Origin of the sequence: Microbacterium sp. (genome assembly GCF_035556355.1) — a bacterium.
Lineage (GTDB): Bacteria > Actinomycetota > Actinomycetes > Actinomycetales > Microbacteriaceae > Microbacterium.
Genome location: NZ_DATMFG010000021.1, coordinates 266,527 through 287,283, shown reverse-complemented (window position 1 = coordinate 287,283; position 20,757 = coordinate 266,527). Strand labels below are relative to the sequence as shown.

17 protein-coding genes are annotated in these 20,757 nt (G+C 71.5%); 13 read left to right on the top strand and 4 right to left on the bottom strand.

Annotated elements, in window-relative coordinates; translation table 11 throughout:
- The 7 genes from VNR19_RS05905 to VNR19_RS05875 form a co-directional block, all read left to right on the top strand.
- Positions 1-783 (top strand): CpsD/CapB family tyrosine-protein kinase (locus VNR19_RS05905; protein ID WP_325724829.1); only part of this gene is annotated, 783 nt, incomplete at its 5' end.
- Between the two features lie 134 nt (positions 784-917).
- Entirely contained in the window at positions 918-2,402 is a 1,485-nt protein-coding gene (locus tag VNR19_RS05900) for a sugar transferase (protein WP_325724827.1), read from the top strand.
- Complete coding sequence (locus VNR19_RS05895) at positions 2,402-3,394, top strand: WaaS/CpsH family glycosyltransferase (protein WP_325724825.1); 993 nt, start codon at positions 2,402-2,404, stop codon at positions 3,392-3,394. The genes VNR19_RS05900 and VNR19_RS05895 overlap by 1 nt, the downstream gene beginning before the upstream one ends.
- A 1-nt stretch (position 3,395) precedes the next feature.
- The gene (locus VNR19_RS05890; protein WP_325724823.1) at positions 3,396-4,472 is read left to right on the top strand and encodes a glycosyltransferase; all 1,077 of its coding nucleotides are present in this window, start codon (positions 3,396-3,398) and stop codon (positions 4,470-4,472) included.
- Entirely contained in the window at positions 4,469-5,887 is a 1,419-nt protein-coding gene (locus tag VNR19_RS05885; RefSeq protein WP_325724821.1) for an O-antigen polymerase, read from the top strand. The genes VNR19_RS05890 and VNR19_RS05885 overlap by 4 nt, the downstream gene beginning before the upstream one ends.
- A complete protein-coding gene (locus tag VNR19_RS05880) occupies positions 5,884-6,897 on the top strand; it encodes a Stealth CR1 domain-containing protein (protein WP_325724819.1) in 1,014 nt (337 codons plus the stop codon). The genes VNR19_RS05885 and VNR19_RS05880 overlap by 4 nt, the downstream gene beginning before the upstream one ends.
- Positions 6,894-8,009, top strand: coding sequence for an NAD-dependent epimerase/dehydratase family protein (locus tag VNR19_RS05875; RefSeq protein ID WP_325724817.1), 1,116 nt, complete (start codon positions 6,894-6,896; stop codon positions 8,007-8,009). Before VNR19_RS05880 ends, VNR19_RS05875 begins: the two co-directional genes overlap by 4 nt.
- Here the strand turns inward: VNR19_RS05875 and VNR19_RS05870 are convergent.
- Positions 8,002-8,871, bottom strand: a complete 870-nt coding sequence (locus VNR19_RS05870) for a hypothetical protein (protein WP_325724815.1) — start codon at positions 8,869-8,871, stop codon at positions 8,002-8,004. The genes VNR19_RS05875 and VNR19_RS05870 overlap by 8 nt on opposite strands.
- Complete coding sequence (locus VNR19_RS05865; protein WP_325724813.1) at positions 8,868-10,196, bottom strand: lipopolysaccharide biosynthesis protein; 1,329 nt, start codon at positions 10,194-10,196, stop codon at positions 8,868-8,870. Before VNR19_RS05865 ends, VNR19_RS05870 begins: the two co-directional genes overlap by 4 nt.
- A 167-nt stretch (positions 10,197-10,363) precedes the next feature.
- Between VNR19_RS05865 and VNR19_RS05860 the strand changes: the two genes are divergently transcribed.
- Genes VNR19_RS05860 through VNR19_RS05835 form a run of 6 tightly spaced genes read left to right on the top strand, consistent with a single transcriptional unit; the run spans position 10,364 to position 18,011 of the window.
- Positions 10,364-12,109 (top strand): DUF4012 domain-containing protein, encoded by a 1,746-nt coding sequence (locus VNR19_RS05860; RefSeq protein WP_325724811.1) that lies wholly within the window; start codon positions 10,364-10,366, stop codon positions 12,107-12,109.
- Positions 12,097-12,993: a response regulator transcription factor gene (locus VNR19_RS05855; RefSeq protein ID WP_325724809.1), complete on the top strand. Its 897-nt coding sequence runs from the start codon at positions 12,097-12,099 to the stop codon at positions 12,991-12,993. The genes VNR19_RS05860 and VNR19_RS05855 overlap by 13 nt, the downstream gene beginning before the upstream one ends.
- 23 nt (positions 12,994-13,016) lie before the next feature.
- Positions 13,017-14,663 carry a sensor histidine kinase gene (locus VNR19_RS05850; protein WP_325724807.1) on the top strand — a complete coding sequence of 549 codons (1,647 nt, stop codon included), beginning with the start codon at positions 13,017-13,019 and terminating at the stop codon, positions 14,661-14,663.
- Entirely contained in the window at positions 14,660-15,775 is a 1,116-nt protein-coding gene (locus VNR19_RS05845) for a diguanylate cyclase domain-containing protein (protein WP_325724805.1), read from the top strand. The genes VNR19_RS05850 and VNR19_RS05845 overlap by 4 nt, the downstream gene beginning before the upstream one ends.
- 2 nt (positions 15,776-15,777) lie before the next feature.
- On the top strand, positions 15,778-17,088 hold the full coding sequence (locus VNR19_RS05840; protein WP_325724803.1) for a UDP-glucose dehydrogenase family protein: 1,311 nt from the start codon (positions 15,778-15,780) through the stop codon (positions 17,086-17,088).
- 47 nt (positions 17,089-17,135) lie between these two features.
- Entirely contained in the window at positions 17,136-18,011 is an 876-nt protein-coding gene (locus VNR19_RS05835; RefSeq protein ID WP_325724801.1) for a hypothetical protein, read from the top strand.
- Positions 18,012-19,086: 1,075 nt separating this feature from the next.
- Here VNR19_RS05835 and VNR19_RS05830 read toward each other — a convergent pair.
- Together VNR19_RS05830 and VNR19_RS05825 are read right to left on the bottom strand one after the other, a co-directional pair.
- Positions 19,087-19,926 carry a universal stress protein gene (locus tag VNR19_RS05830; RefSeq protein WP_325724799.1) on the bottom strand — a complete coding sequence of 280 codons (840 nt, stop codon included), beginning with the start codon at positions 19,924-19,926 and terminating at the stop codon, positions 19,087-19,089.
- 46 nt (positions 19,927-19,972) lie between these two features.
- Positions 19,973-20,665: an endonuclease/exonuclease/phosphatase family protein gene (locus VNR19_RS05825; RefSeq protein ID WP_325724797.1), complete on the bottom strand. Its 693-nt coding sequence runs from the start codon at positions 20,663-20,665 to the stop codon at positions 19,973-19,975.
- Positions 20,666-20,757 lie beyond the last annotated feature (92 nt).

Genomic DNA, 20,757 nt, shown 5'->3' with positions numbered 1-20,757 from the left:
GTGCTCGACACGCGCATCTCGGGGGCGCGCGACCTCGCGGCGGTCAGCGACCGGCCGCTGCTGGGGACGATCCCGTTCGAGAAGCGCGCGAAGGAGCGTCCGCTCGTCGTGCAGGACGATCCGCTCAGTGTCCGGGCCGAGGCGTTCCGCACGCTGCGCACGAACCTGCAGTTCCTCGACCTCGACAACAGGTCCTCTTTCGTCATCACCTCGAGCGAGCCCGGCGAGGGCAAGACCACGACGCTCATCAACCTCGCGACCGTCCTCGCCGACGCGGGACGCCGCGTCGCGGTCGTGGATGCCGACCTGCGCCGCCCGCGCGTCGCCACCCACCTCGGCATCGAGGGCGGAGCCGGCCTCACGGACGTGCTCATCGGACGCGCTTCTCCCGAGGAGCTCCTCGTCCCGTGGCGCACGCGCAACCTGCGCGTGCTCCCCGCCGGGCGCATCCCGCCCAACCCGAGCGAGCTGCTCGTCTCGACGCAGATGCGCGCGCTGCTCGCCGACCTCGAGCGCGAGTTCGAGATCGTGCTCGTCGACGCGCCGCCGCTTCTCGCCGTCACGGATGCGGCGGTGCTCGCGAAGGCGACCGCGGGCGCGATCGTGGTCGTGGCCGCCGGGCGCACGAAGAGCGCGCGCCTCACCGCCGCGCTGGAGACCCTGCAGGCCGTCGACGCCCGGACGGCGGGCCTCGTTCTGACGATGGTTCCGATGCGCGGACCGGACGCGCACCACTCGTACGGCTACCGCTACGGCGGCAGGGAAGCCGACGGCGAAGACTGACGCGAGGGCCCGGATTTCCGGGCATCCGTCATCACGTTCAGGAAAACTTCGCGTGTTCTCCACTTGACGTACAGGAAACATGCGACGAACCTCTATGTACGACGTCCATCTGGGGATCGGGCGAGGGGTTCGAAGTGACGTGGGAACTGAAGCTGGGGGCTTCGGCGTTGACACCGCCGCGTACCGCCGGGCAACCGGTGGGCGCACGATGGCGCGAGGCATACGCCGTTCGGCTGTGGATGACGGATGCGCTCATCCTCGTGTGGGTGGTGTACGGCACGCAGATCGCGTGGCTCGGGCTGCAGCCGCCGCGCGTGTCGGGGCTCGCCGAGATCGACTACTGGATCTTCTCGGGCGTGCTCATCGGCGCGTGGATCTGGATGCTCGGCCTGCTCGAGACACGCAGTGACAAGGTCATCGGCGCGGGGATCACGGAGTACATCCGCGTCGGCGATGCGAGCCTGAGGGTGTTCGGCGCGGTCGCGATCGTCGCGTTCCTGTTCCGCGTCGACGTCGCGCGTGGCTACCTCATCCTGGCGCTGCCGATGGGCATCGTCACCCTCGTCCTCGGACGTTGGCTGTGGAGGCAATGGCTCATCGCGCACCGCCGCATGGGCCTCTACACGGCGCGTGTCCTGCTCGTGGGGTGTGAGGAGTCGGTCGCCCAGATCGCGCGTGAACTCTCGCGAACGACCGACGCCGGCTACACCGTCGTGGGGGCATGCGTTCCCGCCGCCGTGGGCGGCACCGTGGCGGGCACCGGTATCCCGATCGTCGGAGATCTCGAATCGGTGCCCGCCGCGCTTGCCCGCATCGATGCCGACACCGTCGCGATCACCGGCACGGACGACCTGCCGCCCGACCGCGTCAAGCAGATCTCGTGGGCGCTCGAGTCCGGCGGCCAGCACCTCGTGCTGGCGCCGAGCATCGTCGACATCAGCGGTCCGCGCATCCGCACCCGGCCCGTCGCGGGGCTTCCGCTCATCCACGTCGAGCGCCCGTCGCTCTCGCGCGGGCAGAGGGTCGCGAAGCGTCTCGCCGACATCGTGTGCTCCGCCGCGATGCTCGTCGTCCTCGCACCCGCGCTCCTGCTCATCGCGGCCGCGGTGCGCGCCACCAGCCCCGGGCCGGCCCTCTTCCGCCAGGCGCGCATCGGCCGCAACGGCGAACCGTTCCACATCCTCAAGTTCCGCACGATGTACGAGGGGGCGGATGCCGAGCTGGCCACCCTCCTCGCGGCGCAGGGGACCGACGGCCGACCCCTCTTCAAGGTGCGCGACGACCCGCGCGTCACGCCGTTGGGGCGGTTCCTGCGCAAGTACTCGATCGACGAGTTCCCGCAGCTGCTCAACGTGCTGAGCGGCTCGATGAGCCTGGTCGGGCCGCGGCCGCAGGTGCACGCCGAGGTCGCCCTGTATTCGGATGCCGCGAAGCGGCGCCTGCTCATCCGGCCGGGCATGACGGGGCCGTGGCAGGTCAGCGGCCGGTCGAGCCTGGACTGGGAGGAGGCGATGCGGCTCGACCTGTCGTACGTCGAGAACTGGTCGCTCCTCGGCGACGCGGCGATCCTCGTCAAGACGGTCAAGGCGGTCGTGTCGCCCGGAGGGACGGCGGTCTAGTGCGTGTGCTCATGATCGCGCCGTCGTTCTTCGGCTACGAGAAGGCGATCGCACAGGAGATCCGGGCTCAGGGCCACGAGGTCGAGCTCGTCGACGAGCGCCCCTCGAACGCGCCGGTCGCTCGGGCGGTCGTGCGCGTCGCACCCGCGATCCTCGGCCACCGGATCACGGCGCACTTCAGGGAGCTGCTGCGCCGCGCCGAGCACGATCCTCCGGATCTCGTCCTCGTCATCAAGGGCGAGGTCGTGCCGGAGTGGTTCCTCACGACGCTCCGGTCGCGCAGCCCGAGGGTGCGGTTCGTCTACTACACGTTCGACTCGTTCGCGAACAGCCCTCGGGGCGCTGCGCTCCTCCCCCTTTTCGACCGCGCGTTCTCGTTCGACCCGGACGACGCGCGCCGCACGGGCGTGGATCACCTGCCGCTGTTCCACCGCCCGGAGTTCCACCCGGGCGACGAGCCGCGCGACCTCGACGTGTCGTTCATCGGCACGCTGCACGGCGATCGCCACGCGTTCGCGAACGCCGTCGCGGCCGCCGTGCCGCCGGAGCGACGACTCCTGTGGTTCTACTCCCCTGCCGCCTGGTATTTCTGGCTGCGCAAGGTCTTCGTGCGCCGGTACCGCGGCATCCCGCGCGCGGACGTGCGCACGACGCCGCTGCCGATCGGCGCGGTCGCCGCCACCATGCGCCGTTCCAAGGCGGTCATCGACCTCCAGCGGCCCGGTCAGACCGGACTGACGATGCGCGTGTTCGAGGTGCTGGCCAGCGGCGCCGCGCTCATCACCGCCAACGCCGCGATCCGCGACGAGCCGTTCTACGATCCCGCACGCGTGCTCATCGTGCCCGCCGATCCCGCTCGCATCGACGTGGCGGAGGTGGCCGCGTTCATCGCCGCGCAGCCCGCCCGGGGGACGAGCCCCGCCGGCTTCGAGGACCGGTCGCTCGCCGCCTGGACGTCGGAAGTTCTGGCGCCCGCGCTGGTCGGGGCCTGACATGCGGATCGTCATCGACGCGATGGGATCGCCCGCCGGATCGGGCGGGATGAACCTGTACGCGCGCGAGGTCGTCGGCGCCTGGGCGGAAGCCCACCCCGGCGACGGCATCATCGTGGTCGGGGGGCCGTGGGCGGCGGACGCGTTCGCCGCCCACGCGAACGTCTCGGTGCACGTCGTTTCGAGCGTGTCACCCGTCGCCCGGGCGTGGACCCAGCTCGTCTCGTCCGCGATCGTGTTCCGGCGCTCCCGCGCGGACGCGCTGCTGTCGCTGAGCCCGGTCGCCTCCCCGCTCGTGCCGCGCGCGCGCCGCGCGGTCGTCGTGCACGACTGGCGGCACGAGAACCACCCCGCGGAGTTCCCTCTCGTGCAGCGCCTCTACCGGCGTCTGTGGCGGTGGTCGGCGGGATCCGCGGGGACGACGGTGGCGATCTCCGAGAAGACCGCCGCCGAGACCCGCGATCGCGTGCGGCCCCGCCGTCTCGTCGTCGTCGAGAACGGCGGCGACCACCCGCGACGCTGGCACACGGCACCGGCGTCCGCGCGGGGCGTGAACGTGGTCACGTACGGGCATCTGCCGAACAAGCGCCCCGAGGCCGTGATCCGCGCGGTCGCCGCGATGCCCGACGTCACCCTCTGGGTGCTGGGGGCGGTGGACGAGTACCGGGAGTCGCTTCGTGAGCTCGCGGCGCGCTACCGGGTCACCCACCGCGTGCGACTGCCGGGATACGTGTCCGACCGTTCGTACCAGCGGATCGTGGCATCCGCCGCGGCCTTCGTCCTCAACTCGTCCGACGAGGGCTTCGGCCTCCCGGTCGTCGAGGCCGCGTACTTCGGGATCCCCGTCGTCGTGGCGTCCGACAGCGGCCTCGCGGCGATCCACCCGGGGGCCGTGCACGTCTCGGATCCCGATCCGCAGAGCATCGCGGATGCCGTGACCGCCGCCCTGCGGGAGGAGCCCCGCCGGCCGCGGCGCGTGCGGCCGTGGGCCGATTGCGCGCGGGAGGCGCGTGCGGCCGTCGAGGCTTCGCTCCCACGCCCGTCGCAGGTACCGGCGATCGCGGGGAGCAGGCGATGAGGATCAACCCGTGGGCGCTGCCGCTCGTCCTCCTCGGAGCGGCGATCGTGGCCCTGCTGGTTCGCGACCTGTCCGATCCGGCCGCGCTCGCCCTCGCCGGCCTCTCCGCGGTCATCGCGCTCAGCGGCGCCATCCAGTCCGCCGCGCACGGGCTGCGGCCGGCCGCCGCGGCTTTCTACGTCTTCTGGTTCGCGTGGCTCGGGGTGGGCCCGATCGCGCAGCTCACGCTGGGCCGCGTCGCGTGGAACGACACACGGGCGCTCGCCGATCCGGCGGCGGTGCGGCTCGCGCTCGTGCTGACCGCGCTCGCGATCGCCTTCTTCGCGATCGGCGACCTCGCGACCCGTGCCCGTGTGCGCGCCCCGCGTCCCGAGGCGCGCGCGTCGATCCGCCGGGTCGTGCACGGCATCGTCGTGGCGGCCCTCGTCGTCGTCGGCGTGAACGCGGTGAACGTGCTCGGGCTCAACAGCCTCTTCGCGAGCCGCAACGCCCGGGGTGACGCGCTCGACGCGGCGGGCGGCTCGCTCTCGGACGCCGGCGGGGTCGTCTACGCCCTCTACACGGTGCTCCCGGCGGGCCTCGCGATCGCGGCGGCGCTCCTCGGCGTGTATCGTCTGCAGCTCGCGTGGCGCGGTCTCGCGCACGTCCGCGTGAGCGAGATGGGCCTGCTCCTCGTCGGAGTCGTGGGCATCGCCCTCTTCGCCAACCCGTTCTCGCAGACGCGCTTCATCGCGCTGCTCGCCCTCGGATCGCTCGTGCTCGCCGCGGTGCGCCCGCGGTCGCCGCGCGCCGGCTTCGCGTTCCTCGCGCTGGGGATCGCGGCGACGCTGCTCATCTACCCGCTCGCGAACGTGTTCCGGCGCGGCACGCTCTCGTTCGGGAGCATCACGGCGAACACGTTCGTCTCGCCCGACTTCGACGGGTTCCAGCAGGTCGTGAACACGCTGTCGTACGTGCAGACGCACGGCTTCGCCGGAGGCCACCACCTCGTCTCGGCCGTCCTGTTCTTCGTGCCGCGCTCGGTGTGGGCCGACAAGGCCACGATCGCCTCGGCGGATGTCGCGAAGCACGCCGGCTACTCGTTCACGAACCTCTCGCTCCCGGTCCACGCCGAGCTCTATCTGCAGTTCGGCATCGCGGGCCTCATCGTCGGGATGCTGCTGCTGGGCGTGCTCGCCGCACGGGTCGACTCGGCGTGGCTCCACGCGCCGCTGTCGAAGTGGGCCATGCTCGCGCCGCTCGTGTCGATGGCGATGTTCGGGATCCTCCGCGGGCCGCTCGGCGCGCAGGTGCCGGCGTACCTGCCCGCGATCCTCATCCTGCTCGTCGCGATCCGCTCGAGCCCCCGCACGCGGGCCCTTCCCGATGCCACGGAGCAGCACTCGTACGATCTGCAGCCGGTGGGTGCCCGATGAGCGCGCCGGTCGATGTCGTCGTCACGTGGGTGGACGACACGGATGCCGCGTGGCGCGCGCTGCGCGACCAACACCTCGTGCGCTCAGGCGCCGACCCGTCGGACGTCGCCACGCCCGATCGCTTCCGGGACTGGGACCTGCTGCGCTTCTGGTTCCGCGGCATCGCGGCGAACTGCCCGTGGGTCGGGACGGTGCACCTGGTGACGCAGTCCCCGCCGCCGGAGTGGCTCGACACGGAGCATCCGCGTCTTCGCGTCGTGCGGCACGAGGACTTCATTCCGTCCGAGTACCTCCCGACGTTCAACTCGCGCACGATCGAGCTCAACCTGCACCGCATCGAGGGGCTGTCCGATCGGTTCGTCTCGTTCAACGACGACATGTTCGTGCTGCGCCCGCTCGACGAGACGCACTTCTTCCGCGGCGACCTGCCCGTCGGCTTCGGCGTCATGAACGCGATCTCGCTGGGCGACAACGTCTCGCACGCGATGCTCAACGACGTCCACCTGCTCAACGGCCGGTTCTCGAAGCGCAGGGTGATCGCCCGGTCTCCCCTGCGGTGGTTCAGTCCGCGCTACGGGCGCGGACTCCTGCAGAACCTGGCCCTCGCGCCCTGGCCGCGGTTCACCGGTTTCCTCAACCACCACCTGCCGCTGCCGCTGCGGCGGGCGACCATGATGCGCGTATGGAGCGAGGCGGACGCGGCCCTGGCGCGCACGTGCCGGTCGACGTTCAAGAGCTTCGCCGACCTCAACGTGTTCCTCTTCGCGTGGTGGGCGCTGTGCGAGAACGCGTTCGCACCGGCGAGCCCGCGCCGCTACGGCACATTCATCCAGCTCTCCGACGCGTCGATCGACCGGGCGTGCGAGGTGGTCGCCGGTGCGCGCACTCCCATCGTGTGCCTCAACGACGGCCCGCTGGACTTCGAGACCACCCGAGCCCGCCTCGCAGCGGCGTTCACTTCGCTCCTGCCCGCCCCGTGCGAGTTCGAGCGTCAGGAGGAGGAATCATGACCGAGCGCATCCTGATCACCGGCGGTGCCGGGTTCATCGGAAGCAGGCTCGCCGCGCGCCTCGCGGGCGAGGAACACGGGGTGCGCGTGCTCGACTCCCTGACCGAGCAGGTGCACGGTCGGCGTCCCGTGCACCTGCCCCTCCCGTCCACGGTCGAATTCGTGCGCGGCGACGTCCTGTCGCGCAGCACGCTGAGAGCGGCGCTCGCCGACGTCACGGTGGTCGTGCACCTCGCGGCCGACACCGGAACGGGCCAGTCGATGTACGAGATCGACCGATACGTGCAGACGAACGCCGGCGGCACGGGGCGCCTTCTCGACGTGCTCGCGAACGAGCGGCACTCCGTGCGGCGACTCGTCGTCGCGTCGTCGCGCGCCGTCTACGGCGAGGGGGCCTACCGCACGTCCGACGGCCGTGTCGTCTACCCCGGGCCGCGCAGCGAGGCCGACCTGGTGCGCGGCGACTTCGAGGTGCGCATGCCGGGCGAGACCGAGCTCGTGCCTGCGCCGACGCCCGAGTCCGCGCCACTTCAGCCGTCGAGCGTGTACGGGATCACGAAGCACATGCAGGAGGCGCTCGTGCTCACGGCGGCTCCGGCGGTGGGCATCGAGGCGGTCGCGCTGCGGTACCAGAACGTGTTCGGTCCGGGTCAGTCGCTCACGAACCCGTACACGGGGATCCTCTCGATCTTCTCAGGCATCCTGCGGCGGGGCGGCGAGGTCAACGTCTTCGAGGACGGGCGCGAGAGCCGCGACTTCGTGTTCGTGGACGACGTCGTCGAGGCGACGCGACTGGGGGCCCTGCATCCGGATGCCTCGGGTGTCTACAACGTCGGCTCGGGCACCTCCACGACCGTCGTCGACGTCGTCGTGGCCCTTGCCGCCGCGTTCGGCGCCGAGCCGCGCATGCGGGTGTCGGGCAGCTTCCGGGCGGGCGACATCCGCCACAGCATCGCCGACACGACGCGCCTGCGCGCACTCGGCTGGGCGGCCGCGACGAGCTTCGCGGAGGGCCTGCGGCAGTTCGCGGCCTGGGTCGAGGAGCAGCCGGCGGATGCCGCGGGCTACGAGCGCTCGCTCGCCGAGCTGTCGTCGCGCAGCCTGTTCAAGTGACGAGCGCCTCGCCGCGGGCCGCCGCGGCCAGGAGCGCGAGGACGTCCGGCGTGTACGTCGCGGCGATCTGGCGGTCGTTGCCGCCGCCCTCGTTCGTGCGGTAGAGCCCCGTCGGGCGCGTGCCGGGCACGCCCAGGAACTCGAGTGGCCGTGGTCGCACCTGCACGATCGCCCGGCCCGACCGCACCGCGAGGAAGTGGAGCCACACGTCGTCGGCGCGCGGTGCCCGCTCGACGAAGCCCGTCCCCGCCTCGCGGATCACGTGCGCGAACGTGCGCGGGTACAGCACGCCCGACACGCCCGTCGCGAAGTGGAGCGGTGACGGTGTCGTGCGCCGGCACCGCTTCCACGAGGTGTAGGGGCGGATGCGGGGTGCCTCCCCCATGTCGTCGACGCCGAGGACGTGGGCGCGGAAGCACACGATGGCCTCCGGCATCCGCTCGCCCGCGTCTCGCAGCTCGGCGAGCCACCCGCGCGGATAGAAGACGTCGTCGTCGGCCGTCACGAAGTCGCGGTCGGGCTCCGACTCGACGAGCGGCCAGTACTTCGTGTGCGGGCCGAGGTCGACCGCCTCGCGCACCTCGAGTCCTCGCGCGACGAGACGTCGCAGTGTCGGCGGACGCGGGCGCGCGTGGTCGTCCGGCCCGAGCCACAGGATGAGTCGGCTCGGGCGCACGGCTCCACGGCCGATCGACTCGAGCGCGAGGTGCACGATGTCGAGCCGCGGTCCGTGGGTCGTGAGCGACACGATCGGGCCATCCCCCGTGACGGGAGCCTTCGACACGCGATTGCGCATGTCGAAGCGCACACGCAGCGCGCGGCGCGCGACGCCGTTCCACACACGCCGGGGGATGCTCGTCACGCCCTGCCTCCTGCGCGTGGAAGGAGTGCGGAGACCGCCCGGAGGTCCGCGAACCGGAACGCGTAGAACGACGCCACCGGAATCCCCGACGTGCGGCGGAGGAGGACGAGGTTGAGGTTGCTCGACACGAGGTTGCCGATGAGCGTCGCGACGGCGGCGCCGACCGCGCCCCACACCGGCACGAGCACGAGGAACACCGCGACGTTCACGACGCACGCGATCACGAGGCTGATGCTGCGCAGGCCGGGCCGCCCGCGCGCCGACAGCCCGGTGCCCGCGATCGACCCGGGGTTTCCGAGCACGACGGCGGCGAGGAGCACGAGGAGCGGCACGAGCGCCCCGCGGAAGTCGTCGCCGAACAGCACCGGCAGCCACAGCCACGCCGTCGCCGCGATCGCGAGCGCGACGGCGCCGGTCGCGATGGTCGACATCCGCGATGCGCGCGCGAGGAGCTCGTCGTCGCCCTTCGCGGCGTCGTGTGTGAACACGACGTCCCGCACGGCTGCGTTCACGATGAGCGGCGCCTCGCTGATCGTGACCGCCACCGCGTAGAGCCCGAGCTCGTAGGCGCCGCCCACGGGCACGAACAGGAGCTGGTCGATCCGGATGAGGAGGATGCCCGCGACCGCGCCGATCCATGAGCGCAGGCCGTACCGGAGGAGGTCGGCGGTGCGGGCCGATGCCTCGTCGGCGGCGTCCGCATCGGCTCGGGCGGTCGCCTCACCCGGTCGCAGGCCGAGGTACACGAGCCCGCCCACCACCGGCGCGAAGGCGACGACGATCACGGCCGCCGCGACCGTGAGGGTGCCGGTCGCGAAGAGCACGACGATCGCGATGACCTTGACGGATGCGGCGACCACCCGCTCCGTCGCGATGAGCCGCCAGCGTCCGAGGCCGGCGGCTCCCGCCTGCACGACCGCGACGAGCACCGTCGGCACGATCGCGAGCGCTCCGACGACCATGTAGCCCGCGAGGGTCTCGTCCCCCGCGCTCAGGAGCGTCGCCGCCTGGACGGCGACGACGACCGCGACGAGGCCCGCGAGCAGGGTGAGCACGGCGCCGCGGCGAAGCGCGACGCCGATCAGGCGCGGAGAGCGCGCAACGACGTAGGTGACGGCCGTGGGGATCCCCAGGGGCGCGATCGTGACGGCGAGCAGGAGCGGCGCCGTCGCGGCAGCGAGTTCGCCGCGCCCCGAGACGCCCAGCCCCACCGCGAGCAGCGGTGCAGTCGCGAGCGCGGCGACAGGGGGGAACGCGCGCCCGACGAACATCGTGACGACGCCCCGGCGCAGCGTCTGCGCGGACCCGCGTCCGTCGTGCCGCATGCCCATCCGACTCCCCAGCCGCCACCGCCCGCCGATGGTGGCTGCAAGCCTACGTCGAGGAATTCAGTTTTGCGACAGCCGACGTCAAGGTAAAGTGTGGGCTACTGGGGGCACAGACAATGGGGCTGCGACACGTTGGGGTCGGCCCTCGCGTGCGGTCGAAGGGGATGACCGGGGCGTGGGTCGTCATCGTGGTGCTCGCTGCCGCCGTCATCGCCGGCGCCGCGTGGATCGGCATCCGCGCCGCGCTCGCGCACGGCCACCTCCGGGCGGTGCAGGCGACCGCGCAGGACATGCGGAGTCTGCTCGACGATCCGACCGCGATGGCGAGCACGCTCGCCGAGGCCGCAGACCACACCGCCGCCGCGCGCGCCCTGACCTCCGACCCGATCTGGCGTGCCGCCGAGGGCATCCCGTGGCTCGGCGCGCAACTGGGGGCCGTGGGCGTGCTCACGGGCGCGGTGGACGACGCCGTCGGCGACGCCCTCACTCCGCTGGCCCTGTCGGTGTCGCAACTCGACCTCACGGCCCTCCGCCCGCAGAGCGGACGCATCGACCCGGCACCGCTCGCGGGGCTCGGCGCCGACGCCGGACGGGCCGCCGAACGCCTCCAGGCGGCCCTCGCGACGGTCTCGCAGATCGATCGCGGCGCGCTCATCGGGCCGGTGCGCGACGCCGTCGACCAGGTCGCGGACCTGCTCGCCACCGCGCACGGCGGCGCGGATGCGTTCGCGCGGGCGGGCGACCTCCTCCCGTCGATGCTGGGCGCCGAAGGACCCCGCGACTACCTGCTCCTCTTCCAGAACAACGCCGAATGGCGCTCGCTCGGCGGCATCCCGGGTGCGATGGCGCTCGTGCACGTCGAGGACGGCCGTGTCGAGCTCGTGAGGCAGGAGTCGACGGCCGACTACCGCCGCTACCGCGAGTCGGTGCTCGATCTCGGGCCCGAGGTCCACGGCATCTACGGTGCGAACCCCGGCCGGTGGATCCAGAACATCACGCAGGTGCCCGACTTCGCGGTGTCGGCGTCGCTCGCGCAGGAGATGTGGGCGCGCGAGCACGACGGGCAGCGTGTGGACGGCGTCATCTCGTTCGACCCCGTCGCGCTCTCGTACCTCCTGAAGGCCACGGGCCCCATCACGACGCCCGCAGGAGACCGGCTCACGGCTTCCGACGTCGTCAAGACGCTCCTGCGCGACTCGTACCTGCGGTTCGACCGGCCCGCCGACCAGGACGCGTTCTTCGCGGGTGCGGCCGAAGCGGTCTTCTCGGCCGTCACCGCGGGCCGGCTCGACACCGCGCGCCTCGTCTCGGCGCTCGGCCGCGCCGCCGACGAGCGGCGCCTGCTCGTGTGGAGTGCGCATCCCGACGACCAGGCGATCATCGACGGCACCGCCCTCGCCGGACGATTGCCCGGCAGCGACGATCAGACCGCACGCTTCGGCGTGTACCTCAATGACGGCACCGGCTCCAAGATGGACTTCTATCAAGCGGCGACCCCGTCCGTCCGATGGGTCTCGTGCGAGAGCGGGCCGGACGGAGTCACAGGGGTCGCCGAGGTCTCGGTCACGATCGAGAACAACGCACCCGCGGATGCCGCGGACCTCCCGCGGTACGTGACGTCCGGAGGCGAGTACGGCCTCGAGCCGGGCACGGTGCGCACGGTCGCCTACATCTACCTTCCGCCGGGCTTCGATCTCGTCGACGCGTCTGTGACAGGCGATGTCGGCTTCGGCGGCGGTGTGCACGACGGACGCCGTGTCGTGAGCGTGAGCGTGGACGTGGAGCCCGGGGCATCCGCGACCCTCACGCTCGCCGCGCGTCCCAGCGAACCGTCCGCTCCGCGGCTCGCGCTCGTGTCGACGCCGACCATCGGCGGAGCTTCTGGGCAGGAGGCGACATGCAGGACCTGAATCCATTGACGGAGGCCCCCGCGACGTGGCGGGGGCACGGGGTGGAGATGTGGAACAATTCGGGCTGGGTGCACGAGAATCCGGGCAGGGCGCACGTAGGGGAGGTGCCGGTGAACATCGGCGCGAAGGGGGCGACGGCGGTCGTCATCGAGGACGATGACGTCGTCCGGGAGCTGCTGCTCGACATCTTCGAGTCGGCGGGCTTCCGTGCCTTCGGCGCCTCCAACACCGTCGAGGGCGTCGATGCCGTCGTCGAGCACGACCCCCTCATCACCACCGTCGACATCAACATGCCCGGCATCGACGGCCTCGAAGCGACCCGCCGCGTGCGCGACCGCAGCGCCACCCACATCATCGTCGTCTCGGCGCTGACCGATGAGGCCGATGCCGTGCTGGCACTGTCCGCGGGCGCGGACGACTTCGTCCCGAAGCCCTTCCGGCCGCGCGAGTTCCGCGCGCGCATCGAGGCGGTGCTGCGACGGGCGAAGTCCGACACGCCCGCCGAGGCGGCGCCGGTTCCCGAGAACGGGTCGACCGGCCCGGAGCCGGTGGCCCTCGTGTACGACGACCTCGTGGTCGACCGCTCGACCCGCATCGCGGCACGCGACGGGGTCGACGTCGGGCTGACCCGCACCGAGTTCGACCTGCTCGCGGCCCTCATGGAGACAGGACAGCGGGTCCGCACGAAGGAAGAGCTCGCCCTGGCTGTGCGCAGCCAGCGCGGCGCCTCCGACGCCGAGGTCACGGACGTCGAGATGAGGACGATCGAGACCCACATCGCGAAGCTGCGACGCAAGCTCGACGAGGATCCCACCGACCCCCGCTACATCGAGACGGTGCGAGGCGTCGGCTACCGACTCACGGGAACCGCGACGAGGCGATGACCCCGTCCGGTCGAGGAGCCGCCGTGTCGACCGGTGTCATCCCGCTGATCGACCGCGGCTCCGAAGTCAGGGGAACCGACGCCGACATCCGCAACGTGTGGATGTGGCAGCTGCTCTTCGCCGCCGTCGTCGCGATCATCGTCGCCGTCGGGTACGTCCTGGACCCGGCGGTGCTCCGCATCGCGCCGCTCGTGATCGGCGTGGGCGGCGTCTTCGCCACGACCATCGCCGCGCTCGTCATACCGTGGCGACGCCTGCCCGAGGGCTCCGCCGTGTGGCTGCCGTACCTCGACATCCTGTGGGTCGGCCTGCTGACCTTCAGCACCGAGCTGCGGCTCTCGCACCTGTGGGTCTTCCCCGTGACGTGGCTCGCGTCGCAGTTCCCGCTCTCGCGCCTCGTGGCGGCCCTCGCCGTCGTCGCGGTCATCACCCTCATCGAGGTGCTCGCCAACGAGCCGTCGCCCGCGAGCGCGCTGCGCGTCATCATCGCGGTCCTCGCGCTCGCCTTCGTCGGCATCGCGATCCACGCCACGGCGCGCCAGGGGCGCGCCTTCCGCACCCTCCTGACGCGGCAGTCGCAGCGCATCCGCCATTCGCTCGACACGGTCTCGACCGAGAGGCGCCGCATCAGCGACATGCTCGACGCCATCCATATCGGGCTCGCGCGCGTGAGCTCGTCCGGCGAGCTCCTGTCGACGAACGCGGCGTACCGCTCGCTGTACGCGATCGACGAGTCCGACCCCACCCAGCCTGCCCACTCCGTCGAGTACGACGGCCTGCGCGGCAATGCGCTCCGCGCCGGAGAGCGCACGTTCGACCGCGCGATGCGTGGCGAGGAGTTCGAGGACGAGCGCGTGTGGCTGTACGACTCGGACGGGAGGTGGCACGCGCTGTCGATCACGACGCGGCACCAGACTCCCCGGCCCGGCGAAGAGGACAGCACGATGATCATCGCCGAGGACATCACCGAGCTGATCGCCGCCGACAAGCGACGCCAGGCGCTCGCGGCGCAGGTGTCGCACGAGCTGCGCAACCCGCTCACGGCGATCCTCGGGCACACCGATCGTCTGCTGGAGAGCGACCGGATCGACGATCGCGAGCGCAAGCGGCTGCTCATCATCGAGGAGTCGACCGAGCGGATGATCCAGCTCGTCTCGACGATCCTCTCCGCTCGACCGGACGCGACGACGCGCGCCGACCGGGATCCGCGAGCCGTCTCCGACCTGCGGGCAGTCGTCGAGGCATCCGTGGAATCGTTCGCGGTGACCGCGAACGACCACCGTGTGCGGCTGACCCTCGAACCGGGCGAGCCCCTCATGATCTGGGGCGACGCGTTCCGCCTGCGCCAGCTCGCCGACAACCTCGTGGGCAACGCGCTCAAGTACACGCGCCCGGGCGGGTCGGTCGACGTCAGCGTCCGCCGGGACGGATCGATGGTCGAGCTCGTCGTCGCCGATACGGGCATCGGCATCGCCGAGAGCGACCTGCCCCGCATCTTCGAGCCCTACTTCCGGTCCGAGACCGCCGTCGAGAGCGGCATCCCGGGGACGGGGCTCGGGCTCGGGATCGTCCGCACGATCGTCGAAGCACACGGAGGGACGATCCACATCGACAGCGCACTGGGCGTCGGCACGACCGTGACGACCCGGATACCGGCGGAGGCGACATGACGACAGCGACCGTGGACGGCTCGGTGCTCACAGCCGTCCTGGCCACCCTGACCACGATCCTCATGGTGGGCCTGGGGTTCCTCTATCGACCGTCGCCGGCGACTCTGCTGTGGTCCATCATGTTCCTGGTGCTCATGTTCGCCAGCTACGGCGTGCTCATCGCCGAGGCGAACCGGATGCCGATCCTCGGCGAGCTCTCCGAGGGCATGATGATGAGCGCCCCCGCGTTCGTGTGGTCGGGCCTGCGCGCCGCTCGCGGCGTGCGGCCGCATGGGTGGAGCGGCCCGCTCGTCGCGACGTTCTCGGCGGCCGTGCTCATGGTGAGCGTCGGACACCCGCCTCACTCGCTCGTGTACTCCGTCGCCTACTTCATCGGCGCGATCTGGGCGGGACTCACGGTCATCGAGCTCATCCGCCGGCACGAGCGCGACATGGGCCGCCTCCTGCCGCTGCTGGTCGTCTCGGGTCTCCTCCCGATCATCGGCACCGCGAGCATCGTGGCGGCCGTCGTCGGCTTCCTGTCGGGTAACGAGCAGCATGTGCTGCCCGACCTCAAGTCGATCGGCGTCGTCGCCTACCTCACGTGTGCGCTCATCACGCTGCTCGCGATCGCGCGCAATCCTGACGAGTCCCGCGGCCGTTCGGGGGCCGGTGAGGCGTTCTGGGACACGGCGCGCGACCGTCTCACGCGCGCCGAAGCCGCCGGCGAGACGTCATGGTGCCTCGTCGCGCTGTCTCTGGACGACACCGACGCCCTGCGCGCCGCGGGCGGCGACGACGCGTTCCGTCGCATCGTCGCGCGCCTCGGCTCCGATGTACGCGCGGCGTTCCCGGCCGAGGCCGACATCTTCGGGGACGGCAGCGGCGGCTTCCTCGTGCTCGTGGCACGGCCCGACTCGGCGCTGCGCGACTGCATCCGCGACCTGCTCGATCGCGTCTCCACGGTGCGCGCCGATCAGCCCCTCGCCGTCGAGTTCTCCGCGAGCGTCGGATCCGCGTGCGCGCGTACGCACGGCTACGACCTCGACACCCTCATCGCCGCCGCGCACTCGGCGATGGACAAGGCCCGCGCCGAGGGCGGTCATCAGTGGGCGCGGGCGGGCGCGGTGTGACGTTGCGGATATCGGTCATCGGATGCGGCTACCTCGGCGCCGTGCACTCGGCGGCGCTCGCGTCGATGGGGCACGAGGTCGTCGGCGTGGACATCGACGGCGAACGCATCGCCGCGCTGTCGCAGGGCGTCGCGCCCTTCTTCGAGCCGCGCCTGGAGGAGCTGCTGCGCGAGGGCCTCGACGCCGGCAGGCTGCGCTTCACGACCGACATCGCCGACGTCGCGGGCGCCACGGTGCACTTCGTTTGCGTGGGAACGCCCGAGCGGAAGACGGGTCGCGCGGCCGACCTGACGTTCGTCGAGCAGGCGATCGACGAGCTCGCGCCGCATCTCGAGCGCGGGCAGGTCGTCGCGGCGAAGTCCACGGTCCCCGTCGGCACGGCTGAGCGCCTCTCACCGCGCGTCGAGGCGCGCGGTGCGGCGCTCGTGTGGAATCCTGAGTTCCTGCGCGAGGGGTGGGCGGTACGCGACAGCATCGAACCCGACCGCATCGTCGTCGGAGTCGCCGGCACGCCGGCGGGCGAGGCAGCAGCCGCCGTGCTGCGCGAGGTGTATCGCGACACCGTCGCATCCGGGACCCCGTTCCTCGTCACCGACTGGGCGACCGCGGAGCTCGTCAAAGTCGCCGCCAACGCGTACCTCGCGACGAAGATCTCGTTCATCAACGCGATGGCCGAGATCGCAGAGGTGACGGGCGCCGACGTCACGCTGCTCGCCGACGCGCTCGGCCACGACGGGCGGATCGGGCGCCGCTACCTCGGCTCGGGCATCGGCTTCGGCGGCGGATGCCTCCCGAAGGACATCCGCGCGTTCGTCGCACGCGCGGAGGAGCTGGGGCGCGGGGAGTCCGTGGCGTTCCTGCGCGAGGTGGAGGCGGTCAACCTGCGCCGCCGCGAGCGGGCCGTGCAGCTCACCGTCGACGCCCTCGGCGGACAGGTGTTCGAGAAGCGGATCACGGTGCTCGGCGCGGCATTCAAGCCGCACAGCGACGACATCCGCGACTCCCCGGCGCTCGAGGTCGCGGTGCGGCTCAAGGGCCTCGGCGCCGCCGTCACGGTGACCGATCCCGCGGCCCTCGACAACGCGCGCCTCCGCTACCCGCAACTGCGCTACGTCGACGATCGCGACGAGGCGCTGCGTGGGGCGGACGCCGTGGTCGTCGTCACGGAGTGGGACGAATACCGGCGCCGCCTCACGCCCGAGCACGCGGCGAGCCTCACCGCGGGGCGCGTCATCGTCGACGGGCGCAACTGCCTCGACGCCGCCGCGTGGCGGGCGGCGGGCTGGACCTACCGCGGCATGGGCCGCCCCTGACGGCCCGCCGTCGCGGGCGTGTCGACGCCCGCCGATAGGGTGTGCGCATGGCGCCGCCCCCCGTCTCGACATCGCTCGAGCGCACGTATCGATACCTCCGCATCGGCGTCGCCGGCGCGGTGGTCGTCATCTTCACGGCGGTCGGGGTGGCCGCGGCATCCGTCGGGTGGCTCACATCCGTGAGCGACTATTACTACACGTCTGCGCGAGACGCCTTCGTCGGCGCGCTCGTCGCGGTGGCGCTCGCCCTCGTGGCGCTCTCGGGGCGCGGAGCGGAGCGCTTCCTGCTCGACGCTGCGGCCGTGTTCGCGCCGCTCATCGCGGTGGTGCCGACGACGGTGGTGCCCGGGTCGATCCCGGGTGTGGAGGTCGCGTGCGACGGTCGCTGCTTCCCGAGCGGATACGAGGCGGATGCCGCGACCGGCGTCACGACGTATCTCATCGTCGGCGCGCTCACGGTGCTCGTCGCGCTGCTGCTGGTCGCGCTCAGGCAGACGTCGCTCGCGAGCATCGCGGCGTCGCTCGTCTTCACCGTCGCGGTGCTCGTCGCGGTCGCGCTCACGTGGTCGTTCGCGCGCGGGCTGTTCCTCGACCAGGGCCACTTCATCGTGACGGTCGCCTTCTTCGGACTGTTCGCCGCCGTGACGATCCGCAACGCGTTCCCGCGGCGCGAGGCACCGCCGCCTCCTGTCTTCCGCGTGATCTACACCGCGATCGCGGTCGGGCTGGCACTGCTTCTCGTGCTCTACGTCGTGCTGCTCCCGCAGGCCGACGCGACCGGTGTGCCGGTCGTGCTGATCACCGAGGCCGCCGCGTTGGTGCTGTTCTTCGCGTTCTGGGTGGTGCAAGGGATCGAGAAGTGGCGCGATCCGGATCCGAGACTCGCCGTGGCCGCGCAGACGGAGCGCGCGCGCACACCGTGAGCACTCGCGCCCGACGCCGGCGTCGAGGGGTCCACACCGGCATCTCCAAGAGGGCGAGCGTACCGCGCGGCGCAACGCATGAGGCCGCGACGCGACCGGCGTCGCCGCTGCGGTCCTGGCGCAGCTCCGTGAACTCCGGCTGAGCAGCGACCGCGTCGTCTTCCAGAGCGGCGGGCGACTCGGACGGATGCCCGAGGAGGCATCGGTCCAGGCTCCGCGAGAGGTTGTAGATCGAGACGAGCACAAGGGTGAACATGATCGCCTCGAGGGCTGCGAGGTTGATGATCCCGACGACCATCGCGGCGATCCCGACCGCCAGGACGACGGCCGAGACATCCGCGACACGTCGAACGGCGACCGAGACGCCCTTCAGAGACCAGCGCGAGGCGCCGAGCACGACCGCGAACGAGATGAGCATGCCGTTCGCGCCGCGCTCGTGCAGGAACTCGCTCACCGACAGCGGGATCATGCCGGCGACCGACATGCTGATGCCGAGCCCCGCCACCGCGGCCGGCAGGACGGTCACGGCGTTCGCCCGGCGGACCACGCCGAGACCGACCGCGAACCGCAGCTGAGCGCGCAACGGCTGAGCCCCCAGCGCGATCACGCCGCCGACGACCGTGAGCGTCGCATTGAAGGTGTTGCCCGAGAAGTCGTCGAACATGCCGAGCCTGCTGAAGTGCAGATGCCACCACAGCGGGTCGGTCGTCGTCGCCGCCGCGAGCCCGATGCCAAGCAGAAGGATCGCCGCGGCGATCACGATCGGTGGAACGGGCAGGCCGGTGTATTCGCCTGTCCCGCGCGCACGAGAAACCGGGAAACGTACAGCGTTGAGGATCGTCGGATGCAGAGTCATCGAGCTGCAGGCGTGCTGAGGTCGTTCGCCCCCTCCCCCCGGCGATGGCGCCGGCGAACTCGACGAACGGACGCCGGATGGTCACCCCCCAAAACCAGCGGAGCCGTCATTGATTGGGCACCATGCTACGAGACAAACGCTGATGATCACCCATTCGCGCGCATAAGACGTACGACGCGCCGTATGAAGGTGCTTCTTGAGACTGCGTTGAGCCCGTCTTCAGCGCACGACGGCGGTGACCGTCGCGAGGCGCGCGAGCACCTCCTGGCTGATCGATCCGAGCAGGAACCGAGCGAGCGCACCCCGGCCGTGCGTGCCGATCACGGCGAGCCGCGCGGTGGCCGCGATCTCGTTGATGATGAGCGACGGATACCCGCGTTCGACGCGCGTCACGATCTCCAGATCGGGGTAGTCCTGGCGCGTTCCCGCGAGCGACAGCGCGAGCGATTCCTCCGCGAGCAGCCGCATGTTCTCGAGGTACTCCTCGGGGTACCAGCCGAGGTTGCGAGGTGCCTCGAGCGGGGTCCACACCGTGACCGCGATGAGCGGCTCGCGCAGGCGATCGGCCTCGGCGGCTGCGAACCGGACCGCGGCCTCGGATGCCTCGGAGCCGTCGACGCCCACGACGACGCCCGAGCGCCCCTCGAAGTCGAGGTCGGGCACGACGACCACGGGACACTTGGCACCGGCGGCGATCCGCAGTCCGTGCGCGCCGCGTGCGGGACCCGTGCCCGGCCCTTTGTAGTCGCTGCCGATCACGAGGAGATTCGCATCGGCGGATGCCTCGATGAGCCACGCGACCGGATTGCCCCGGCCGACCCGCGTGGTGACCTGCACGCCGCGCTCCGCGACGCGGGCCGCCTCCTCGGCGAGGAGCGTGCGGGTCTGCTCGACGGCATCGTTGAGCACGGACTCCTCGCCCACCGCGCCGATCGCTCCGCCCACGACCGCGACGAGCTCGACCGTCTGGCCGCGCTCGGCGGCACGCGCCATCGCCCAGTCGACGGCTCGTCGGGCGGCGGGTGCCGCGGTGACTCCAACGATGATGGTGCTGCTCATGAGGCATCCCTTCGCCGGGCTGTGACTCCAGCCTACCGATGGGAGGTCACGCCGCGCCGCGCGCCGCGTCGGCCGACAGCTCGGCCGTCACGAGGATCGGCAGGTGGTCGCTCAGGCCCTGGGGAAGCGTGCGGACGCGCTCGATCGTGAAGCCGACCGAGGTCGCGAAGTCGTAGTGCCCGCGGAAGAAGCGGTACCGCGTGTACGTGCGCGCGTCGCTCAACGACAGCTCGTAGCCCTGCTCACGCACCTTCTGCCCGAGGTTCTCCTTGAACACGGGGTAGTTGAAGTCGCCGACCATGAGGGCCGGAAGACCTTCACCGAGCTGCTCGAGCGCCGTCAGCGCCGTGCGGATCTGGTGCCGCCGCAACGAGTTGAGCGCCGTCAGCGGCGCGGCGTGGAACGAGGCGACGATGAACTCGCGGCCGTCGTCGATGTCGTGCAGCCGCACGCCGAGCATCCGCTCCTCCGCCGGCTTGAGCACGCGGTCGTGCAGAGACTTCTTGAGCGCGAGGGAGCGGACCTCGATCGCACGGAAGGTGTTCTCGCGGTAATAGACGGCGAGGCCGAGGCGGTTGCGCTGCGTCGCCTGCGCGAGCCGCAGCCCCTCGATCATGTCGGGCATGTCGCGCGTGTCGACCTCCTGAAGGCACAGCACGTCGGCGCCGTGCCGATCCACGAGCCCCGCGAGCTCACGGGCGGCGCGGTGCTTGCGCAGGTTGTAGGAGATGACCCTCATGCCGTTCACAGCCTATGCCGTGGGGCTGAACCGATCCTGATCGCGAGGCGATTCGGCCCGCGGAGCCGGTGTGCCGGCCGCGTGTAGCATCG